General features: G+C 39.9%; 18 protein-coding genes. 4 read left to right on the top strand and 14 right to left on the bottom strand.

Going from position 1 to position 19,993, the window contains the following annotated elements:
- Positions 1-7 precede the first annotated feature (7 nt).
- The 5 genes from Q0791_RS17480 to Q0791_RS17460 all read right to left on the bottom strand — a co-directional run bounded on the left by Q0791_RS17480 (position 8) and on the right by Q0791_RS17460 (position 4,915).
- Positions 8-1,516 (bottom strand): cobyric acid synthase, encoded by a 1,509-nt coding sequence (locus tag Q0791_RS17480; RefSeq protein WP_299009095.1) that lies wholly within the window; start codon positions 1,514-1,516, stop codon positions 8-10.
- Between the two features lie 94 nt (positions 1,517-1,610).
- Positions 1,611-2,390, bottom strand: a complete 780-nt coding sequence (locus Q0791_RS17475; RefSeq protein WP_299009074.1) for an adenosylcobinamide-GDP ribazoletransferase — start codon at positions 2,388-2,390, stop codon at positions 1,611-1,613.
- A gap of 32 nt (positions 2,391-2,422) precedes the next feature.
- Positions 2,423-2,623 (bottom strand): hypothetical protein, encoded by a 201-nt coding sequence (locus tag Q0791_RS17470; RefSeq protein ID WP_299009072.1) that lies wholly within the window; start codon positions 2,621-2,623, stop codon positions 2,423-2,425.
- A 404-nt stretch (positions 2,624-3,027) separates the two neighbouring features.
- Positions 3,028-4,077 (bottom strand): iron ABC transporter permease, encoded by a 1,050-nt coding sequence (locus Q0791_RS17465; RefSeq protein WP_299009070.1) that lies wholly within the window; start codon positions 4,075-4,077, stop codon positions 3,028-3,030.
- Positions 4,064-4,915 (bottom strand): ABC transporter ATP-binding protein, encoded by an 852-nt coding sequence (locus Q0791_RS17460; protein WP_299009067.1) that lies wholly within the window; start codon positions 4,913-4,915, stop codon positions 4,064-4,066. The genes Q0791_RS17465 and Q0791_RS17460 overlap by 14 nt, the downstream gene beginning before the upstream one ends.
- 1,411 nt (positions 4,916-6,326) lie before the next feature.
- On the opposite strand from Q0791_RS17460, the gene metH reads away from it, so the two are divergent.
- Positions 6,327-10,076, top strand: a complete 3,750-nt coding sequence (gene metH, locus Q0791_RS17455) for a methionine synthase (protein ID WP_299009065.1) — start codon at positions 6,327-6,329, stop codon at positions 10,074-10,076.
- A 157-nt stretch (positions 10,077-10,233) separates the two neighbouring features.
- Here the strand turns inward: metH and Q0791_RS17450 are convergent, their stop codons facing one another.
- The 7 genes from Q0791_RS17450 to Q0791_RS17420 form a co-directional block, all read right to left on the bottom strand.
- On the bottom strand, positions 10,234-10,428 hold the full coding sequence (locus Q0791_RS17450) for a hypothetical protein (RefSeq protein ID WP_299009063.1): 195 nt from the start codon (positions 10,426-10,428) through the stop codon (positions 10,234-10,236).
- A 246-nt stretch (positions 10,429-10,674) separates the two neighbouring features.
- Positions 10,675-11,445: an ABC transporter permease gene (locus Q0791_RS17445; protein ID WP_299009093.1), complete on the bottom strand. Its 771-nt coding sequence runs from the start codon at positions 11,443-11,445 to the stop codon at positions 10,675-10,677.
- A 2-nt stretch (positions 11,446-11,447) separates the two neighbouring features.
- Positions 11,448-12,386, bottom strand: a complete 939-nt coding sequence (locus Q0791_RS17440; protein WP_299009060.1) for an ABC transporter ATP-binding protein — start codon at positions 12,384-12,386, stop codon at positions 11,448-11,450.
- 301 nt (positions 12,387-12,687) lie between these two features.
- Entirely contained in the window at positions 12,688-13,218 is a 531-nt protein-coding gene (gene hpt / locus Q0791_RS17435; RefSeq protein WP_299009058.1) for a hypoxanthine phosphoribosyltransferase, read from the bottom strand.
- Between the two features lie 41 nt (positions 13,219-13,259).
- Positions 13,260-13,925, bottom strand: coding sequence for a flavin prenyltransferase UbiX (locus Q0791_RS17430; protein WP_299009056.1), 666 nt, complete (start codon positions 13,923-13,925; stop codon positions 13,260-13,262).
- 25 nt (positions 13,926-13,950) lie between these two features.
- The gene (mpl, locus tag Q0791_RS17425) at positions 13,951-15,399 is read right to left on the bottom strand and encodes a UDP-N-acetylmuramate:L-alanyl-gamma-D-glutamyl-meso-diaminopimelate ligase (RefSeq protein WP_299009054.1); all 1,449 of its coding nucleotides are present in this window, start codon (positions 15,397-15,399) and stop codon (positions 13,951-13,953) included.
- Between the two features lie 558 nt (positions 15,400-15,957).
- On the bottom strand, positions 15,958-16,911 hold the full coding sequence (locus Q0791_RS17420) for a TraB/GumN family protein (protein WP_299009052.1): 954 nt from the start codon (positions 16,909-16,911) through the stop codon (positions 15,958-15,960).
- 69 nt (positions 16,912-16,980) lie between these two features.
- Between Q0791_RS17420 and Q0791_RS17415 the strand changes: the two genes are divergently transcribed.
- Positions 16,981-17,292 carry a prephenate dehydrogenase gene (locus Q0791_RS17415; protein ID WP_299009049.1) on the top strand — a complete coding sequence of 104 codons (312 nt, stop codon included), beginning with the start codon at positions 16,981-16,983 and terminating at the stop codon, positions 17,290-17,292.
- 57 nt (positions 17,293-17,349) lie between these two features.
- Here the strand turns inward: Q0791_RS17415 and Q0791_RS17410 are convergent, their stop codons facing one another.
- Positions 17,350-17,892, bottom strand: coding sequence for a DUF3016 domain-containing protein (locus Q0791_RS17410; protein ID WP_299009048.1), 543 nt, complete (start codon positions 17,890-17,892; stop codon positions 17,350-17,352).
- A gap of 77 nt (positions 17,893-17,969) precedes the next feature.
- The gene (locus Q0791_RS17405) at positions 17,970-18,479 is read right to left on the bottom strand and encodes a DUF4240 domain-containing protein (protein ID WP_299009046.1); all 510 of its coding nucleotides are present in this window, start codon (positions 18,477-18,479) and stop codon (positions 17,970-17,972) included.
- Between the two features lie 478 nt (positions 18,480-18,957).
- Between Q0791_RS17405 and Q0791_RS17400 the strand changes: the two genes are divergently transcribed.
- Both Q0791_RS17400 and Q0791_RS17395 read left to right on the top strand, forming a co-directional pair.
- Positions 18,958-19,371: a hypothetical protein gene (locus Q0791_RS17400; protein ID WP_299009044.1), complete on the top strand. Its 414-nt coding sequence runs from the start codon at positions 18,958-18,960 to the stop codon at positions 19,369-19,371.
- A 231-nt stretch (positions 19,372-19,602) separates the two neighbouring features.
- Positions 19,603-19,878 (top strand): HU family DNA-binding protein, encoded by a 276-nt coding sequence (locus Q0791_RS17395; RefSeq protein WP_299009042.1) that lies wholly within the window; start codon positions 19,603-19,605, stop codon positions 19,876-19,878.
- The last annotated feature ends 115 nt before the right edge of the window (positions 19,879-19,993 follow it).

Here is a 19,993-nt window from a genome sequence, read left to right as displayed (position 1 = left end):
CAATACACTAAAACTTATCAATCGCAGCTAAATCGAGATGCTGTTCTAATACATCAGCTAATCGTTCAAGTTGTTGTGCTTTAACGGCGTTCACATCAAGGGGAGTCACATCACACATTCCCGCCCAAGATAACACCAGTTCTGCCGCTTCGGGGCTATCAAATATTCCATGCACATAAGTGCCTAACACTTGGTTGTCATTGGATACTAGTCCATCTTTTATAAGTTTACTCTTAACATCATCATGAATATCATCATACTCCTGCTCATAAAAAGAAACAGGCTGTGTGCCTTTGGCTAATAACTGTGTTCGACCACAATGGATTTCATAACCCTTAATGACAGCTTGTCTCTCCATTAATCTAATATGGCCAGTCACTTGAGTTAATTTTTTTGTTCTCGTTAATTGAGTCGTAATAGGCAATAAATTCAAACCTAAGCTCTCACCTTTATCGCCTTCTACTCCATAGGGATCAAAAATAGACTTGCCTAACATTTGATAGCCACCACAGATCCCCAGTAATTTCCCCCCATAACGTAAATGTTGCTTAATATACCGATCCCAACCTTGCATTTGCAAACTGGCTAGATCATCACGCACGCTCTTACTACCAGGCAAAATAATTAAATCCGCTTGTGGAAGAGAAGTAGGATCAAAAGGTGCTTGAATAGACACATATGAAAAGGCAATATTGGCGTGTAAACGTAAGGGATCAAAATCAGTATGATTGCTGATCCTTGGATACACTAATACTACCACATTAAAGCGCGCAGCAACTTTCTTAGGCGCTCTGACTAAGGCATCTTCAGCTTCAAGATGTAAATCTTGCAAATAAGGTAACACACCTAATACGGGCTTATTCGTATAAGACTCTAACCAGTCAATCCCCGATTGCAGTAAGCTGATATCCCCTCGAAAGCGATTTATCACAAAACCTTTAACTCTGGCTTGTTCACTTTCGCTCAGTAACGCTAATGTTCCCACTAAGTGAGCAAATACCCCCCCTTTGTCGATATCAGCAATAATGATCACAGGGCAATCCACAGCCTCAGCAAAGCCCATATTGGCGATATCTCCCTCGCGTAAATTGATTTCCGCAGGACTTCCCGCCCCTTCAATAACCACCCATTCATATTTCGCCCTTAAGCGAGAAAATGAGTCCAAAACCGCATCCATCGCTAATGTTTTATAACCTTGGCTATCTGGGCCAAAAAACGCTTTCGCGTCTAATGCTAATAAGGCTTTGCCCTGTACAATAACTTGCGAACACATATCGGAACTGGGTTTTAATAAGATAGGATTAAAATCCGTATGGGGCTCAAGCCCACAAGCATAAGCTTGTAATGCTTGTGCTCGCCCAATTTCGCCACCATCACAAGTCACCGCACTGTTAAGAGCCATGTTTTGAGATTTAAAAGGCGCGACTTTAACCCCTTTTCGAGACAAAACACGACACAATCCAGCAACTAATGTGCTTTTGCCAGCATCAGACGTTGTGCCCTGTACCATTATCATTTTGGCAGAATGGTTTTTTGCACTTTTTTTCACAATACATCTCTATGATTTGAATAGATTGAATGCCACTAGCCGCTGCAAGCCTTAAAATGAATCAAAATGACACACCAAATATGAGTAATACAAAGTAACAGGTCAACTCACTCACTTGTTGTGCGGCCCCTAAAGTGTCACCTGTATAACCACCGATTTGCCCTCGAAAAAAAGCCACTAATAATATTCGCACCATCAGCAAAGATAACACTAAAATCACGGCTTGCCGAAGGTCAAGAAAGAGTAGTGCCAATACCGCGGTCAACAACAAAATCAAAAGCTCATTAAGACTCTGAAATTGCGCCAGCGGTTTCACCTTGCTGTCCTTCTCATTTCGCACATATTTTTCACTAAAAATGAGACTTGCAGCCAACACTCGACTTAAACAATGAGCGATAATGAAAGCCACCATGACATGATTCGGATCAAAGAGGGCAATTTCAGTCAGCAGTTGCCATTTAAAGAGTAAAGCAAACACTAATGCAAGTGCACCATAACTGCCTAAACGGGATTCTTTCATAATACTTAACTTTTCAGCCGCACTCCAAGCCCCCCCAAACCCATCGGCGGTATCGGCCAAGCCATCTTCATGAAAACCACCGGTTATGACGACACTGGTTATCATCGCCAACACAATAGCAATGGATACGGGTAGCCAAAATGCAACAATGGTAAACACACTGGCACAAACAACGCCAATAATGAATCCTACTAGCCCAAAATATCGACTGGATTGATTTAGCCTATCAGTATCAATCTCAACCCAAGAAGGAATAGGCAAACGTGTTAAAAAGCCCATTGCAATAAAAAATAAGCACAACTGTTTTTTGCAAGAATTCATCGCTTTCTCATTATTAATATCACTGAATAAAATTAGCCAAAATCACTTTCAAGCGGATCATTTAATCCATCTTGATCCCCACTGACAATCATGCCTCTTATTGCTTGCGGGTTTTTAATACAAACAAGAAAAATAAACGACCAATGGCAGTAGTAATAATTCCTACTGATGATTCTGAATAACACTTGAGAACGCAACATCCTTCTGACCAAGACATCACGTACATCAATCAAAATCATCCATCTTCACAAATAGCCCCCACTGCTACTCATCCCTCTTGGCTGCGGCTTTTTAGTACAAACAAGAAAAATAAACGACCAATAACAGCAGTCATAATCCCTACTGATGATTCTGAATAACGCTTGAGAACTCAACATCCTTCTGGCCAAGACATCACGTACATCAATCTAAATCATCCATCTTCACAAATAGCCTCACTGACCCCACTGACAATCATGCCTCTTGTCGACGGGTTCTTAGTACAAACAAGAAAAATAAACGACCAATAACAGCAGTCATAATCCCTACTGATGCTTCTGAATAATGCTTGAGAACTCAACATCCTTCTTACCTTCTGCCCAAGACATCACGTACCTCAGTCAAAATCATCTGTCTTAACAAATCCCCCCACTAATAATCATGCCTCTTGCTTGCGGGTCTTTAGTACAAACAAGAAAAATAAACTACCAATAACAGCAGTAATAATCCCTACTGGAAGCTCTTGAGAGCTCAACATCGTTCTGGCCAAAACATCAACCCAAATCATAAAAATTCCCCCTAAAACTCCTGTCAATATCAAGGAGAGTTGGCCTGGAAAAATTAAGCGTACTATATGAGGGATCATTAATCCCACAAAACCAATGCCACCACAAGAAGCCACTAATGTCGCAGTGATAGTCGAACAAAGAATTAACATGCCAACTCTTAATAAAGAAACGTTAATCCCTAAGGTATGAGCCGTTTCATCCCCCATTTTCATGGCAATAATAGAGCGTTGAAACAACAATATAATTGCAGTACAAAATACCACGACCAAAGCTGGCAACATGAGCCCTGACCACGTGGCTTTGGCAAAACTGCCTAAACTCCAAAAAAGCACTGATGCAGCGGCTTGTGGAGAAGAAAAATACAACATTAAACTGCTTAATGCACCAAACATAAAAGACACGGCCACACCAGAAAGCAACATACGTTCGACTTGCCGCCCCACATCTTTACCACACATGCTCAGCACAATAAACACGGATAACCCAGCCCCAATCAACGCGCCTATCGGCAGGCCTACCCAAGTTAATCCATAATAAGATAAAATCCCCTGCCCTAATAAGGTCAATACCACAACAGCCCCAAAAGAAGCACCTGAAGAAATGCCAAATAAATAGGGATCAGCCAAAGGATTTCGTGTCACGGTTTGCAGTACACTGCCTGCAATCGACAGCCCCGCTCCTGCAATAAAGGCTAACAAGACTCGAGGTAATCTCAACTCCATAATAATTCGATCTTTCAACCCTAAGGTTTCATTGATGCCAAACACATGAGCATTCAAACTTTGAAGCACATCCACAATACCAATGTCGGCCGCGCCAAAACTGACAGCTAACAATAAAGAAAAAGCACCAACAAACAATCCTAAAGGGATCCCAAAAAAACGCAAAAAACCTTTGAGCAATTGACTAAGTAATAACATTTATCGAATGATTTTCCTTATCATGTTCACAAGAAACACCCTCTTCATAACCATAAAAATAACAAATAAGTGGCTTACCATGCTGTGGGTGTGAATGTATTTCACAACATACATCAAATACATGTGAAATCCTTGCTTCTGTTAATACTTCTTGAGGCGAACCTTGAGCAACAACTCCCCCTTTCTCCAATAACAATAATGAGTCACAAAGGGCACTGGCCAAATTTAAATCATGAATAGAAATGATCACACTCATATTCAATGATCGTAATAATTCAAGAATTTGAATTTGATATCTAACATCAAGATGATTTGTCGGTTCATCTAAAATCAGTAATTGAGGATCTTGCACTATTGCTCTGGTAATCAAGGCTCGCTGCTTCTCCCCTCCCGATAAGGACTCAAATACTTGAAAAGCCTTATCAATTAACCCCACTCTTCTTAATGCTTTATCTATCGCGACATCATCAAGCTGAGTATGACCATCAAACAGCTTTTTATGAGGGGTTAAACCTAACGCCACCAATTGCCGTGTTGTCATGTCAAAATGCTGAGGCGTATCTTGCAGCACCACAGCCACTTTTTGAGCAAAAGCCTTTGATGAGAACGTCGCAATATCCTGATTAAAGAGCTCAATATGTCCAGAAGTCGGTTTTAAATAACGATATAAACACCGTAAAAGACTAGACTTTCCTGCGCCATTAGGCCCAATAATACCTAAGACCTTCCCTTTTTGAAGATTGAAATGAATGTTAGACAAAATTAGCTGAGCATTTATCTGCAAATACAATTCGTAAACCGATAATACACTTTCTTCTTGATTTTTCACATTATTCATTAATTAACAATACCTTAGTGGTATAAATAATTGGATGTAAGCCATAGGGAACCTATAATACCTAAGACAAGCCCTTTTTGAAGATTGAAATGAATGTTAGACAAAATTAGCTGAGCATTTATCTGTCAATTTAGCCCATAAACCCAGTTCGTAAACCGATAATACATTTTCTTCTTGATTTTTCACATTACTCATTAATTAACAATACCTTGGCGGTCTTAGTGGTATAAATAATTGGATGTAAGCCATAGGGAACTTATAATACCTAAAACAAGCCCTTTTTGAAGGTTGAAATGGATATTAAACGGCATTAGCTAAACATTTATCTGTCAATTTAGCCCATAAACCCAGTTCGTAAACCGATAATACATTTTCTTCTTGATTTTTCACATTATTCATTAATTAACAATGCCTTGGCGGTCTTAGTGGTATAAATAATTGGATGTAAGCCATAGGGAACCTATAATACCTAAGACAAGCCCTTTTTGAAGGTTGAAATGGATATTAAACGACATTAGCTAAACATTTATCTGTCAATTTAGCCCATAAACCCAGTTCGTAAACCGATAATGCATTTTTTTCTTGATTTTTCACATTACTCATTAATTAACAATACCTTGTCGGTATTAGTGGTATAAATAATTGGATGTAAGCCATAGGGAACCTATAATACCTAAGACAAGCCCTTTTTGAAGGTTGAAATGGATATTAAACGACATTAGCTAAACATTTATCTGTCAATTTAGCCCATAAACCCAGTTCGTAAACCGATAATGCATTTTCTTCTTGATTTTTCACATTACTCATTAATTAACAATACCTTGTCGGTATTAGTGGTATAAATAATTGGATGTAAGCCATAGGGCACCTATAAAACAATGATACTCTCAGCCAATTCAATTTACTTTGCCTATGCTCTACTTAATGGGCATAGTGTTCACTTTCCCTATCATTTTCAAAATAAACTTCAACATGTATTCACCATTAGATGATGCTGGCTTCAAGGATCGTTCCAATAGCGCCTGCTTGACTTTTATATTGATTATCAAAAAACAAATAAATAAGAACACTAAAATCACAAATAGAAAACAAAACATTATAGAACAATAAAGACACAAATAAAAAACAATACATACAACAATAGAGGACGCTTAAATTACAAATAGAAAACAATTAGAATAACATTAGAGAACACAAAAACGCTCCATCATGTTAATTCTTGTACTTTGAGCATTAATTCACGTAATATGGACGTCTATACGTTTAAATGTCTAAAGTAAATTGCAGTCTTTACGGTGTAATCTTTTCTAAGCGAGTAAACTTATCAATAAAAGTCATACTCAAGTTTAACCTGAAACAAGGTAATATTAATAAGGCTTGGTTTTACCCCGTACCCAAATAGGAATGAATCATGGCAGCACAATCCTCAACATTAATCCATCCCAGCCCTTCAACTATTACCCTAGTTGATAAAACAGCCCAACTGCAAACACAACTGAACAATGGGATTTTAATGTTAGATGGTGCCATGGGAACCATGATCCAAGATCATCAATTTGAAGAGTCCGACTTTAGAGGAGAGCGCTTTAAGGACTGGCCCTGTGATGTCAAAGGCAATAATGATTTATTAGTGCTCACCCAAGCCGACACCATAAAAAAAATCCATAAAGATTATTTATTGGCTGGCGCCGATATTACAGAGACAAACACCTTTAATGCGACCCGCATTGCCATGGCCGATTATGACATGCAGGCATTATCGGCTGAAATTAACCTCGAGGGTGCTCGCCTTGCTAAAGCCGCCGCAACAGAAGTCATAGCAGAAACAGGCCGTGAATGCTATGTCGCTGGTGTACTCGGCCCCACTAATCGCACCTGTTCGATTAGCCCAGATGTCAACGATCCTGGTTTTCGAAATGTCAGTTTTGATGAACTTGTCGACGCTTACATGGAGTCCATTTATGCCCTCATTACTGGTGGCGTCGATCTCATCATGGTCGAAACCATCTTTGACACCCTCAATGCCAAAGCCGCCCTGTTCGCCATTGAAACCGTATTCGATACGCTAGGGGCAAGATTACCCATCATGATTTCAGGCACCATTACCGATGCCTCAGGTCGAACATTAACAGGTCAAACAACAGAAGCCTTTTACAACTCACTTCGCCATGTCAAGCCACTCTCTATTGGGCTTAACTGTGCATTGGGCCCCAAAGAGCTACGACCTTATGTCGAAGAACTTTCAAAAATCGCAGAATGTTACGTCTCTACACACCCCAATGCGGGCTTGCCCAATGAGTTTGGTGGATATGATGAAACCCCAGAAGAAATGGCAGAGGTCATTCAAGAATGGGCTGCCGAAGGCTTGTTAAATATCGTTGGAGGCTGCTGTGGCACGACACCCGAGCATATCAAAGTCATTCGAAATGCGGTTATTAACCATTCTCCACGCACCATTCCAGACTTGCCCATAGCCTGTCGTCTGTCTGGATTAGAAGCGCTTAACATTGATGAGCATTCCTTGTTTATCAATGTCGGAGAGCGAACCAATGTCACGGGATCGGCACGTTTTTTACGCCTCATTAAAGAGGGTGAGTTTGAAACCGCCTTAGAGGTTGCCCGTGAACAAGTGGAAAATGGAGCGCAAATCATCGATATCAACATGGATGAAGGCATGCTTGATGGCGTTGAGATGATGCACAAATTTTTAAATCTCGTTGCCTCTGAGCCTGACATTTCCCGCGTGCCTATTATGATTGACTCCTCTAAATGGGAAGTCATTGAAGCGGGACTCAAATGCATACAAGGCAAAGGGATCGTTAACTCCATCTCCCTTAAAGAAGGAGAAGATAAATTTATCGAGCAAGCCAAACTGGTCAAACGCTATGGCGCCGCAGCCATTATTATGGCATTTGATGAAGAAGGACAAGCAGATACCAAAGCGCGTAAAGTAGAAATATGCACTCGTGCTTATCACGTACTGGTTGATAAAGTCGGCTTTCCTCCCGAAGATATTATTTTTGACCCTAACATTTTTGCTATCGCCACAGGCATTGAAGAGCATGATAATTATGCCGTTGATTTCATCGAGGCCACCCGTGAAATTAAGCAAACCTTACCCCATGCCATGATCTCAGGAGGGGTTTCTAACGTCTCTTTTTCATTTCGTGGTAATAACCCTGTACGCGAAGCCATACATGCCGTCTTTTTATACCATGCCATTCAAGCGGGTATGGACATGGGCATAGTGAATGCCAGTCAGTTAGCTATTTATGATGATATCGATAATGAGTTAAAACAGCTAGTTGAAAATGTGGTACAAAACTTACCTTGCCCTGTTAACGACTCATCCAATACCGAACAATTATTAGAAGCCGCAGAAAAATTTAGAGGTGGCGGCAATCAAGTTACCAAAAAAGAAGATTTACAGTGGCGTCACTTACCTGTTAATAAGCGTCTAGCCCATGCACTAGTAAAAGGACTCACTGAATTTATTGATGAAGATACCGAAGAAGCAAGACAACAAGCCGACCGCCCACTGGATGTGATTGAAGGACCTTTAATGGACGGCATGAACATTGTCGGCGATTTATTCGGCTCAGGAAAAATGTTTTTACCTCAAGTGGTCAAATCGGCTCGCGTCATGAAAAAAGCCGTTGCCTATTTAAATCCCTTCATTGAACTTGAAAAAGTTGAAGGTCAGTCTAACGGTAAGATATTAATGGTGACAGTGAAAGGGGATGTCCATGATATCGGTAAAAATATTGTAGGGGTTGTCTTGGCTTGTAATGGTTATGAGGTCATTGATTTAGGCGTCATGGTTCCCGTTGAAAAAATCATTGAAACCGCCAAAGCTGAAAATGTCGATATCATAGGTATGTCAGGTTTAATCACTCCCAGCCTCGATGAAATGGTCCACAATGTCAAAAGTTTTTATAAAGCTGGACTCACTATTCCTTCCATTATCGGCGGCGCAACCTGTTCCAAGATCCACACAGCCGTTAAAATCGCTCCCCATTCGCCAACGGGTGCTATCTATATTGCCGATGCATCACGTGCCGTTCCTATGGTCTCAAGGCTCATTAATGATGAAACGCGCCAAACCACCATAGATGAAGCCTATAACGAATATCAAGCCATGCGTGATAAGCGCAATGCTCAAACCAAACGTAAAGTCATCACCTCCATCGAAAAAGCACGGGAAAACCGCTGCCAACATGACTGGGAAAACTACACGCCTTTCGTACCAAATCAATTAGGCCGTCAAGTCTTTGAAGATTATCCATTAGAAGATTTAGTTGAACGTATCGACTGGACACCCTTTTTTAGAAGCTGGGAGCTTCATGGCCACTTTCCTAAAATTCTTGAAGATAAAGTCGTCGGTGTCGAAGCCAAAAAACTCTACGCCGACGCGCAAGCCATGCTTAAAAAAATCATTGAGGATAAATGGTTAACCGCCAAGGCAGTGATTGGACTCTTTCCTGCTAATACAGTCAATTTTGATGATATAGAGCTCTATACCGATGAATCTCGCACTAGCATTGAAATGACGACACATCACTTACGCATGCAAATTGAGCGCGTGGGCAATGATAACTTCTGCCTCGCCGATTTTGTTGCCCCTAAAGAAAGTGGCGTGCCCGATTACATGGGAGGGTTTGCCGTGACCGCAGGCCACGGTATTGATGAACATGTGGCTCGTTTTGAAGCCGAGCATGATGACTACAGTGCCATTATGCTTAAGTGCCTTGCCGATAGACTCGCCGAAGCCTTTGCAGAACGCATGCATGAGCGAGTGCGAAAAGAGTTTTGGGGTTATGCTGCCGATGAAAAGCTTAATAATGAAGAACTCATTAAAGAAAAATATAAGGGCATACGCCCAGCACCCGGTTATCCTGCTTGCCCAGATCACACAGAAAAAGGCTTATTGTGGGAGTTATTAAAACCCGATGAAACCATAGGCCTTAATATTACAGAAAGCTATGCCATGTTCCCAACAGCAGCCGTATCTGGTTGGTATTTTGCCCATCCCAAATCACGATATTTTGGGATAAGTAATATTGGCCGAGATCAAGTCGAAGACTATGCTAAACGTAAAAACATGAGTGTCACCGAAGCCGAACGTTGGCTCATGCCAGTCCTTGATTACGATCCAGAATAAACTCGACACATTCAGCGCTATTTTCCAATAGCGCTGTGATGTAATACATGTAAAAACAACATTCAAAATGGATGATGAATCCTCACCCATATATTTGTCCCCTCATTGAAATGAGCAATATCACTCACTTATACTCACTCGCGCCAAGATTTTATCCCTACTCTTTTCCCACTAAGCCTGAGACTTGATAAATTAAATACCCCACCACAAAAGCCACTAATGGGCATGCCTGATAAATTAAGGCTTCTAAGGGCCGATATTGAGTCGCCTGAACAGGAGAAAAATAGAAAAGAAGTAGCGCAACAATAATAGCAATAGTGGAAGATAATGTGATTTTAAAAAACGTTCTCATGAATAACTCCTTTTATTCGATTCACAATACGGCTTAACTTCTGCCAAAAAGACATTGAGCACATCTTGTACTCTATCTCATTATCATATCAAAAAAATTATCTCTTTGACTAGAAAAAGTAGCATCTCCCAGGAATAAGTCACTGTAACATGATGAATTTATTGTATGAACAGTCAAATTATTCATCATTCCTATCATTCAAATAAGAAGTGCATCAAAAAACCGCCTTATTAGGCGGTTTGAGTATTAACTTCGTAACCCAATGCCTCTCGAAATCAGGTAATAAGCGACAAACCAAAAGCTAAGACAAAAGGTAATCATCACGCCAATGGAAAACGGCACACTCATATCAGCAATGCCTAAAAAACCGTAGCGAAATGCATTAATCATATAGACTACAGGATTTAACGTCGATACTCCCTGCCAAAAAGGAGGCAATAAAGAAAGCGAGTAAAACACGCCCCCTAAATAGGTCAATGGCGTCAAGACAAATGTGGGAATGATACTGATGTCATCAAAACTTTTTGCAAAAACCGCATTAATTAATCCAGCCAATGAAAACAATATCGAGGTGATAAATACCGTTAATATGACTAAAGGTAAATTATGTAGCGATAAATTGACAAAGAATAACGCAACACTAGTAACGATAGATCCAACTAACAAACCCCGTACTACACCACCGCCCACATACCCCGCTATCATCACATAATGGGGGACTGGTGCAACCATGAGCTCTTCCAAATTACGTTGAAATTTTGCACTAAAAAAAGAAGAGGCCACATTAGAATAAGAGCTAGTGATCACCGACATCATAATGAGACCCGGTGCAATAAACTCCATATAAGACACGCCTCCCATTTCACCAATACGCTTACCCACTAAGCTACCAAAAATCAAAAAGTATAAAGTCATACTGATGGCAGGCGGGACTAAGGTCTGTACCCAAATACGGGTAAAACGAGTAATTTCTTTTTTAAGAATACTTTTAAAAGCCGTAAAATATAACGCTTTCATATTCATGCGGGTTCTCCTTTCGCCTTTTCGACTAAAGTCACAAATAGCTCTTCAAGACGATTGGCCTTATTACGCATCGACAGCACATCAATACTTTGTTGACTTAACAGTGCAAAGGCCTGATTAATACTTTGATCTTTTTCAACATCAATTTCTAAAGTGTGAGGAGCGGTCAAACGTGTTGGAAAGCCCACAACCTCGGGTGCAGCTTCTCTATTTTCAGCTAAATCCAAAATAAAAGTCTCAAGATGCAAACGACTGAGCAAGCTCTTCATAGTCGTATTTTCAACTAATTCGCCTTTATCAATAATCCCAATATGACGACACAGCATCTCCGCCTCTTCAAGGTAATGGGTTGTCAAAATAATCGTGATCCCTTGCTGATTAAGATCCGTTAAAAATGTCCACATAGAGCGGCGTAACTCAATATCCACTCCCGCTGTGGGCTCATCCAAGATCAATAGCTGAGGTTCATGCATTAATGCTCGCGCGATCATTAGCCTGCGTTTCATACCGCCAGATAATTCCCGCGCTCGACTATGACGTTTTTCCCATAAATCCAGTTCACTCAAATACTTTTGTGCTCTCATTAACGCTTGATTTTTAGGAACACCATAATAACCGGCCTGATTCATCACAATTTGCAAAACAGTTTCAAATTGATTGAAATTAAACTCTTGTGGCACCAAGCCAATACAAAGCTTGGCTAATTCCAATTCAGCATCAATATTGTGATTAAAAACTGAAACTCGACCCGATGTTTTTTGAACTAAAGAACTGATAATACCAATTGTCGTTGATTTACCCGCTCCATTGGGGCCTAGCAATGCGTAAAAGTCCCCTTGTCGTACTTTTAAACTAATGCCCTTAACCGCTTCAACGCCGCCTTTGTAGGTTTTTTTTACCTCTTCAAGGACGAGAGCATACTCTGTATTTTTCATTGTATTTATCCGATAAAAAAGAAAAACGCCTACATTTGGAAGTGTTCTTTTGACAGTAATAGGCTTAATCAAACTAAAGTCTTAAATCATGCTCAATCCTAACAAATCTAATATTGTACTGACCAGTAAAATTTACCTAGAACAATAACAAAGAGGATTAAGACAAGCTCTGTAACAAATAAAAAACTCCTGTATAAACAGGAGCTTTTTATAAAAGTACATACTAAAGCATGAAATGTTCAATCATTATCAAGCTGAACAATGATTCATTCATTATCAATTTTAACAATAAAATATGGACTTAATCTAATGGCACCACTTTAGCGATATGAGGTAAGTTACGATATTGCTCAGCATAATCGATTCCATAACCCACAATAAATTCATCAGGAATGGTAAAGCCCACAAAATCCACTGGCACTTCCACTTCACGGCGCTCTGGTTTATCCAGTAAAGTGCACAAAGCTAAACTTTTAGGCTCACGAAGCAATAACATTTCACGAACCTTATTCAAGGTATTACCTGAGTCAATTAAGTCTTCAACGATCAATACATCTCTGCCTTGAATATCAGACTGTACATCTTTTAAAATTTTGACATCTCGAGAACTGGTCATTGCATCACCATAGCTCGATACCGACATAAAATCGATTTCAACATGACCTTTAATACGACGACACAAGTCCGCCATAAAAACCACAGAACCCTTTAATAATCCTACCATTAATAAACGCTCACTATTAGCATAATGGGCATTAATTTTATCGGCCAATATTTCTAACTGCTGATCAATCTCATCACTTGAGATCATTATTTCGGTCGTGTGTTTCATATCTCTCTCAATTATCGATTTAACTTTTAACCTTGTGGATATTATTCAAGGTCAGAGCCGCGTTGATCGTAACCCCACCTCTCCGTTAATTTATGTTCAACACCCAAATGATCCAGTATTCGAGCGACCATGAAGTTTACCAGATCTTCAATCGATTTGGGATCATGATAAAAACCCGGCGCTGCAGGCATTACCGTTGCCCCAAGCTTTGAAAGTGACAACATATGTTCTAAATGAATCGCATTAAAAGGCGTTTCCCTTGGCACTAGAATGAGTTGCCCTCGCTCTTTTAATACCACATCTGCCGCACGTTCAAGCAAATGATTACTCATGCCCGTTGCCACAGCCGCAAGTGTGCCTGTGCTACAAGGGCAAATCACCATTTGTTTTGGCGCTGCCGAACCCGATGCGGGAGGAGAAAACCACTCATCCTGCCCAAGCACACACAGCTCTCCCTTTATCAACTCAGGCTCAACACCATATTTCATGGATAAATGATGCAATAATTGCGATTTTGCTTTATCAGCCTGACTATTTATTTTTAAGTCACATTCTGTAGCCAGTACCACTCTTGCCGCTTTTGAGATCATCAAGAAAACTTGAAAGTCTGCCTGCAACAAACAAAATAATAACTTAAGTCCATAGGGGGCGCCCGATGCGCCAGTCCAAGCTAAACTCATGGTACGCTTAGCGCGTTTATAAGACATGATATTTCCTAAGATAAATGGTCATTTATGCTTGCAATAAGCAGTCACTGGATTGTAACGCTTGAATTAAGCGCTGATGCAAGCCCCCAAAACCACCATTACTCATCACTATAATAGTATCACCACTTTGCGCCTTTCCAATAACTTGCTCAATAATGCCTTCCAGCTGTGACAGAACATGCACAGGAGTCGTCGCCTCAGCCATGGACATTTCCATATTCCAATCTAAATGCTCAGGCTGATATAAAAAGACTTCGTCAGCTCCTTCAAATGAATTGACTAGCGTATCTTTATGCACTCCCGCTTTCATGGTGTTTGAGCGCGGTTCAATAATCAGCGTGATTTTAGCTGAGCCCACTTTCGCTCTCATTCCTCTAACTGAGGTCGCAATAGCGGTAGGATGATGGGCAAAATCATCAAAAATTGCCACCCCTTTTACTGTATCTAATAATTCCATACGTCTTTTAGGTGATGCAAATCGCTCAAGTGCGCTAATGGCTGCATCGGGACTCACGCCGACATGTCTGGCCGCCGCAATGGCCATTATTGCATTATCAATATTATGTTGACCAATCAAGCTCCAATTGACTTGACCTTGCTTTTGCCCTTTAAAAAACACATCAAAGACATGACCATCATCCACAAGTGCTTGCCCATACCAATCAGATTTAGCCTGTTCCAGTGTTCTTGTCGCTATATTCTCAGGCCCTTTCAATCCAGCAGTTCGCATCGAGGGATACAAAGTTTCTTGCTCACTCCAACATCCCATTGCCATCACATTCGATATCGCTTGACTGGTATTAGGCCAAATAATTTTTCCTTGACTAGGAACTGTGCGTATAAGATGGTGAAATTGTTTTTGAATCGCTGCTAAGTCTTCAAAAATATCCGCATGGTCGAACTCTAAATTGTTCACAACTAAGGTGCGAGGGCGATAATGCACAAATTTAGAGCGCTTATCAAAGAAAGCACTATCATATTCATCCGCTTCCACCACAAAAAAAGTCGACTCACCTAAACGAGCGGAAACGCCTAAATTTTGCGGTACACCACCAATTAAAAAACCTGGCGTGTAACCGCAATCTTCTAAGATCCAAGTTAACATACTGGCTGTGGTTGTTTTGCCATGAGTACCAGAGACAGCTAATACCCACTTATCCATTAAAATATGATCGGCTAAAAATTGTGGCCCCGAGGTATAAGGAATACCTTTATCCAACACGGCTTCAACACAGGGATTTCCGCGACTCATCGCATTACCAATGACAACTAAATCGGGATGCTCATCTTCATTCGAGCCCAATTGCTCAGGATTGTAACCTTGAATTAATCTTATTCCTTGTTCTTGTAATTGTGTGCTCATCGGGGGATAAACATTAAGATCACAGCCTGTGACTTTGTGCCCTTTCGAACGTGCTAACAAGGCTAATCCGCCCATAAAAGTGCCACAAATACCTAAAATATGTAAATGCATAAACCGCTCTCGAACCATCAACAAAATAAGAGAATATAGTCGCCATTTTACCCATTAGCTCACCAGATACAAACTTAACCCAAAATAGAAAGCCTGTATTGTCAAAAAGAGCGATACAAACTTAATCCGAAATAAAAAGCCAGTATTGTCAAAAAGAGCGATACACACTTAATCCGAAATAAAAAGCCAGTATTGTCAAAAAGAGCGATACACACTTAATCCGAAATAGAAAACCAGTATTGTCAAAAAGAGCGATACAAACTTAATCCGAAATAGAAAACCAGTATTGTCAAAAAGAGCGATACAAACTTAATCCGAAATAAAAAGCCAGTATTGTCAAAAAGAGCGATACACACTTAATCCGAAATAAAAAGCCAGTATTGTCAAAAAGAGCGATACACACTTAATCCGAAATAAAAAGCCAGTATTGTCAAAAAGAGCGATACAAACTTAATCCGAAATAGAAAACCAGTATTGTCAAAAAGAGCAACTCTGTAAGCATTAACATCATAAATCATTCAAACACTTTTAATAACACATTCCCCCTAAAAACAAGGCTTAGTGATTTGTCGATAAACAGTCTTCTTGCCAACAATTTTTAATGCTAGCGCCTTGTTTAATAAGCTCACTTTGAATACTTCTGTCTCCCACTAAGTGTCCCACACCAACCACCACAAACAAATTGTCAAGGCCTTGAGCATTAAGCAACCTCTCAATGTTTGAAGCCATGGTCTGGTTTCGTTGCCACAGTAATCGCTCAATAAGAGCGTCTTCTGTATTATTCACTTTGACACTCATGTTTCTCTTTTGAGGCAAGTCTTCAGCCTGTGTTTTGCCAAACCTTGCCGACAATTGACTTTTAATTAACCTTGAGAGCAATCGCGCATCTCCTTTGCGCCATGCGCTCACTAATAATAACATTTGCTCATCACTAGCCTTAATCGACTCTTCCAGCATTTGCCATTGGATAGCTTCAGAAAAAGACGCGAGCAAAGCAAGTTGCTCTTCTGCTGATTCCAGTTCATATAATGGTCGCTGGCCATTTTGTTCCATTAAAGTCACGTCTACACCAAGCTGACTCGATAGCCCCAAAGCACCATATCGCATTAAACTGATCTGCAGTGCTTGCAGCCAAGGAGAAAAAGTGGAAATGGTCGCACAAAAGTCCCCTCTATCTTGACAATATTGCTCAAACACTAATGCTGTTCTTTCATCTAGGGCATATGGCTTACGACCATATTTTTGCAGTAATCGAACCATATGTTCATTGTCAGGTTTGGCCTCGACCACCAATCCTGAAGCGCGAGAAAAAGCCTCTGTTACTCTCCTAGGCAATGGATAAAAGTCAGCTTGCCCAATATGAATTGAACCAAACAGATAAGCGGTTTTTCCTTTAATGTTTACTTTATATAATAGAGGCTTATCTTCTGCTATCACTAAACTGGATGCACAGAAAAAGCTAAGGCAGAGTAATACTCGGTACATGAATCGACATCTTTGGCTGATCGCCATTATTATTTTTCCTTATTATTATACTCGTGATACTTTATAATTGAGCAAAAACCATGATCAGAGACTGTTATGCCACACACTCAAGTGCAAGCACAACTGCAAAGCAATCTGCAAACGGCTTATCGCCAAGCAATCGATGCAGACAAAAGACTAGATGAACTAAAGAAATCGGGCCATGCCAAATTCTCAGCTATTTTTAAAAAGGAGCAAAAGTTCACCACACAAAGCGATCGATTCAAGCCTTATGTACAAGAACTCGCCACAGAAATGGAGGCGCTTCCAAAAGATAAGGACGCTTTTGCTCAAGCATTAAACCAATTACTACCTAAGCTTGTATTGCTTTTACAAACACTAGAAGCCTTTAAGCAAAACACAAAATAATGCTCTACTCTTCCTTATGTGCCATTAAAAATGGGTTATTTAATGGCGCACAATGACTTAATTAGCAGTGGGCAAATGAGGTTCAACTTTGTTTATCAACCAAGACTTTAACATTGCATTTTCATAATTCAAAGGTGTTTCATTAGGCTTTTTCACTCCATTCATGAAGTTCAAATCCGTCAACTTTTCGTCTCCAACCATAATGACCTTATCACCTTCTAACACACTGTAACTAAATGAAATCTTTGGAGGAAAAACAGGCTTAACCACTCTGATATTATTAGGTGTTGCCCCAAATGTGGATTGAACATCACCCGCCAAATCAAGGTTTGTCACAATTAATTCTAACTTTAAATCGGGCCTTAATGTTTGCTTGGCAACTTTCGCTAAATTATCTGTCAACGCTTTAAATACTTTGGCTTCATAAGCACCTTGCTTACCAGACACTGATTTTACATCAGTAAAATCTTGGGGATTATCCCACTCAATGGTGACATTGCCAGATCGAGTGACTTGATCAGGTCCAACGCCATCTATCGCCCAACTTGAAAATGACATTAACGAGAACAGGAATAGACATATTCGATGCTTATATTTCATAAGATAACCTTACCAGTTAATTGAATAATGATGTTTAGAGCTCACAAACATTGATTAATTCAATTATCCAAGCAAGATTAAAAAGGAAATGCGGCGCTTAACTGTGGATAATTGGATTTTAAGTGCTTCTTTTTATGAGAAAACTTTTTCCCATTCGGCTGACTTAATCCCGATGGAATAAAAGGTAACTCATCATCATTGCGTTCCTCATACAGTTGACCTGCAATTAAGTCATACTCATCAAGGAAGGGATAAGCATAACCATCTTTCATTGGCCATTGCTCTAGTTGCCCTAAATCATCGGGATTTTTCAGTACCTTTTCATACCACTCCTTACCTAACGAGATAAGAAAACAGCGAAATTCTGAAAAAGCATACTCTGAATCACAACCCGTAATAATATAAGCCGCTCCCCAGATAGTCCAAGTATAGCTGCGACGCATCTGTTGCCCAAAAATTTTATCAAATGCTTTTAACTCAGGATCGGATAATAAGGATAGCTTTTTTTTCAATGCTTCAGCTAAATCTTCTTGTGTTTGGCTGGCCGTGGTTCGAGTAACAAGCGCCCAAAAATCAGCTTCTATCATGGTGGTCTCTTATTGATGAATACCCTGCCATTTTATCTAACTCTCTATGTATTAGGCAAAACAAATCATCACCCCAATTTTATATACTCGTGACTGATAAATTCTCAGTTTTTAGTAACGGATTATTCATCAATCACAGGTATATACCCGTGATACTTGAAGATGCAGGATTCAGCTGGAATTAAAAGCCTTTTAGGCAAGGCTTTGAACAGCGTGCTTAGTTATTCTAAGTTGATGTTCAATAACGCAGTATAAAAGGCTTTTAAACCAGCCCCTTGGTAGTCTGTAAAAGCACCTACTTCTGCGTTGTATCATTTTAAAAGGCAATAAGCATTCTTGCAATAATACGCCTTGAATTTGGCACTTTTACAGGCTCTGAAAACATGCATCTTCAAGTATCACGGGTATAGATCTTACCCACGCAATTTCTTACACTATGACTTTCATTCTCTCCCTATTTAATAATAAAAATAAACCCATGAATATTTCGTTGAAAATGCCTCCGCTTCCCTTGTTACTGCTCATTATTGCCTATTGTTTTACGGCAGTCTTTGCCATCATTCGAAGTCTTAATATACACTCCATTGATTTGTTTACTCTAGGCGTTATTCCTGTAATCGCAGGCTTACTATTACGCACAACTTGGGCTGGTATTATTTTTAAGCTGTACCTTGGGATCCAAACACTTGGATTCACCGCATTTGGCATCACAGCCGTCGTTGCTTATCAGATCACACCTGAAGATGTTAAAGTCGTCTTAAATAACCAGGTTATCCCCATGCAATACCTAGTACCCAGCATACTTTTTGCATTAATCTTTCAATACTGGGTCGCTTTTTCAAGTAAGACAAAACGTTACTTACAAGCACACATAAAAACAATAAAAGGGTGAAATAATATACCACAAGCGGGGAGCGATACATTATGCGATAAACCCTTTGAATCTAGGCTAATTAAGCAAATTATCTCTCAATGACTTGAAGAAAATTAGCAAAACGTCAGTTTACCGACTATTTTTAACTTTTATCGTTAATTCATCGAGCAAATTGCTTTTAATATGCCTAAGCTTATGGCATGTTACACAGTGCAATTATTAAATCTACGGAAAGAAGAGACAATTCAAATGAATAAAACTGAACTTGTTGCAAAAATGGCTGAGTCAGCGGATCTAACTAAGGCTGAAGCCGCGCGTGCACTTAAATCTTTCGAAGAAACTGTCGCAGAAGCGATGAAAAGCGGTGATAAAATTTCCATCGTTGGTTTTGGTTCTTTTGAAACTTCAAGCCGCGCAGCTCGTACAGGACGTAATCCACAAACGGGTAAAGAAATTCAAATCCCAGCGGCAATCGTTCCTAAGTTTAAAGCAGGTAAAACATTAAAAGACAGCGTTAACAACTAAAGCTAACCTTTTTAAATAAAAACCTCCAATCCCTTGGATAATGCCGATCATTTAACGATTTATTGATCGGTTGACTGATCGTTTAAATGCGTCAAAATCCGAGTCCTATCTCTAG

This window comes from uncultured Shewanella sp., from assembly GCF_947495455.1.
Taxonomy (GTDB): Bacteria; Pseudomonadota; Gammaproteobacteria; order Enterobacterales; family Shewanellaceae; genus Shewanella.
The sequence above is the reverse complement of the archived record's forward strand: the minus strand, read 5'-3'. Positions and strand labels throughout refer to the sequence as shown.

Bases quoted from the DNA above. Each gene is read 5' to 3' on its own strand.
- Q0791_RS17480 (WP_299009095.1), bottom strand. From the start codon at position 1,516: ATGATAATGGTACAGGGCACAACGTCTGATGCTGGCAAAAGCACATTA.
- Q0791_RS17475 (WP_299009074.1), bottom strand. From the start codon at position 2,390: ATGAATTCTTGCAAAAAACAGTTGTGCTTATTTTTTATTGCAATGGGC.
- Q0791_RS17465 (WP_299009070.1), bottom strand. From the start codon at position 4,077: ATGTTATTACTTAGTCAATTGCTCAAAGGTTTTTTGCGTTTTTTTGGG.
- Q0791_RS17460 (WP_299009067.1), bottom strand. From the start codon at position 4,915: ATGAATAATGTGAAAAATCAAGAAGAAAGTGTATTATCGGTTTACGAA.
- metH (WP_299009065.1), top strand. From the start codon at position 6,327: ATGGCAGCACAATCCTCAACATTAATCCATCCCAGCCCTTCAACTATT.
- Q0791_RS17450 (WP_299009063.1), bottom strand. From the start codon at position 10,428: ATGAGAACGTTTTTTAAAATCACATTATCTTCCACTATTGCTATTATT.
- Q0791_RS17445 (WP_299009093.1), bottom strand. From the start codon at position 11,445: ATGAAAGCGTTATATTTTACGGCTTTTAAAAGTATTCTTAAAAAAGAA.
- Q0791_RS17440 (WP_299009060.1), bottom strand. From the start codon at position 12,386: ATGAAAAATACAGAGTATGCTCTCGTCCTTGAAGAGGTAAAAAAAACC.
- hpt (WP_299009058.1), bottom strand. From the start codon at position 13,218: ATGAAACACACGACCGAAATAATGATCTCAAGTGATGAGATTGATCAG.
- Q0791_RS17430 (WP_299009056.1), bottom strand. From the start codon at position 13,925: ATGTCTTATAAACGCGCTAAGCGTACCATGAGTTTAGCTTGGACTGGC.
- mpl (WP_299009054.1), bottom strand. From the start codon at position 15,399: ATGCATTTACATATTTTAGGTATTTGTGGCACTTTTATGGGCGGATTA.
- Q0791_RS17420 (WP_299009052.1), bottom strand. From the start codon at position 16,911: ATGGCGATCAGCCAAAGATGTCGATTCATGTACCGAGTATTACTCTGC.
- Q0791_RS17415 (WP_299009049.1), top strand. From the start codon at position 16,981: ATGCCACACACTCAAGTGCAAGCACAACTGCAAAGCAATCTGCAAACG.
- Q0791_RS17410 (WP_299009048.1), bottom strand. From the start codon at position 17,892: ATGAAATATAAGCATCGAATATGTCTATTCCTGTTCTCGTTAATGTCA.
- Q0791_RS17405 (WP_299009046.1), bottom strand. From the start codon at position 18,479: ATGATAGAAGCTGATTTTTGGGCGCTTGTTACTCGAACCACGGCCAGC.
- Q0791_RS17400 (WP_299009044.1), top strand. From the start codon at position 18,958: ATGAATATTTCGTTGAAAATGCCTCCGCTTCCCTTGTTACTGCTCATT.
- Q0791_RS17395 (WP_299009042.1), top strand. From the start codon at position 19,603: ATGAATAAAACTGAACTTGTTGCAAAAATGGCTGAGTCAGCGGATCTA.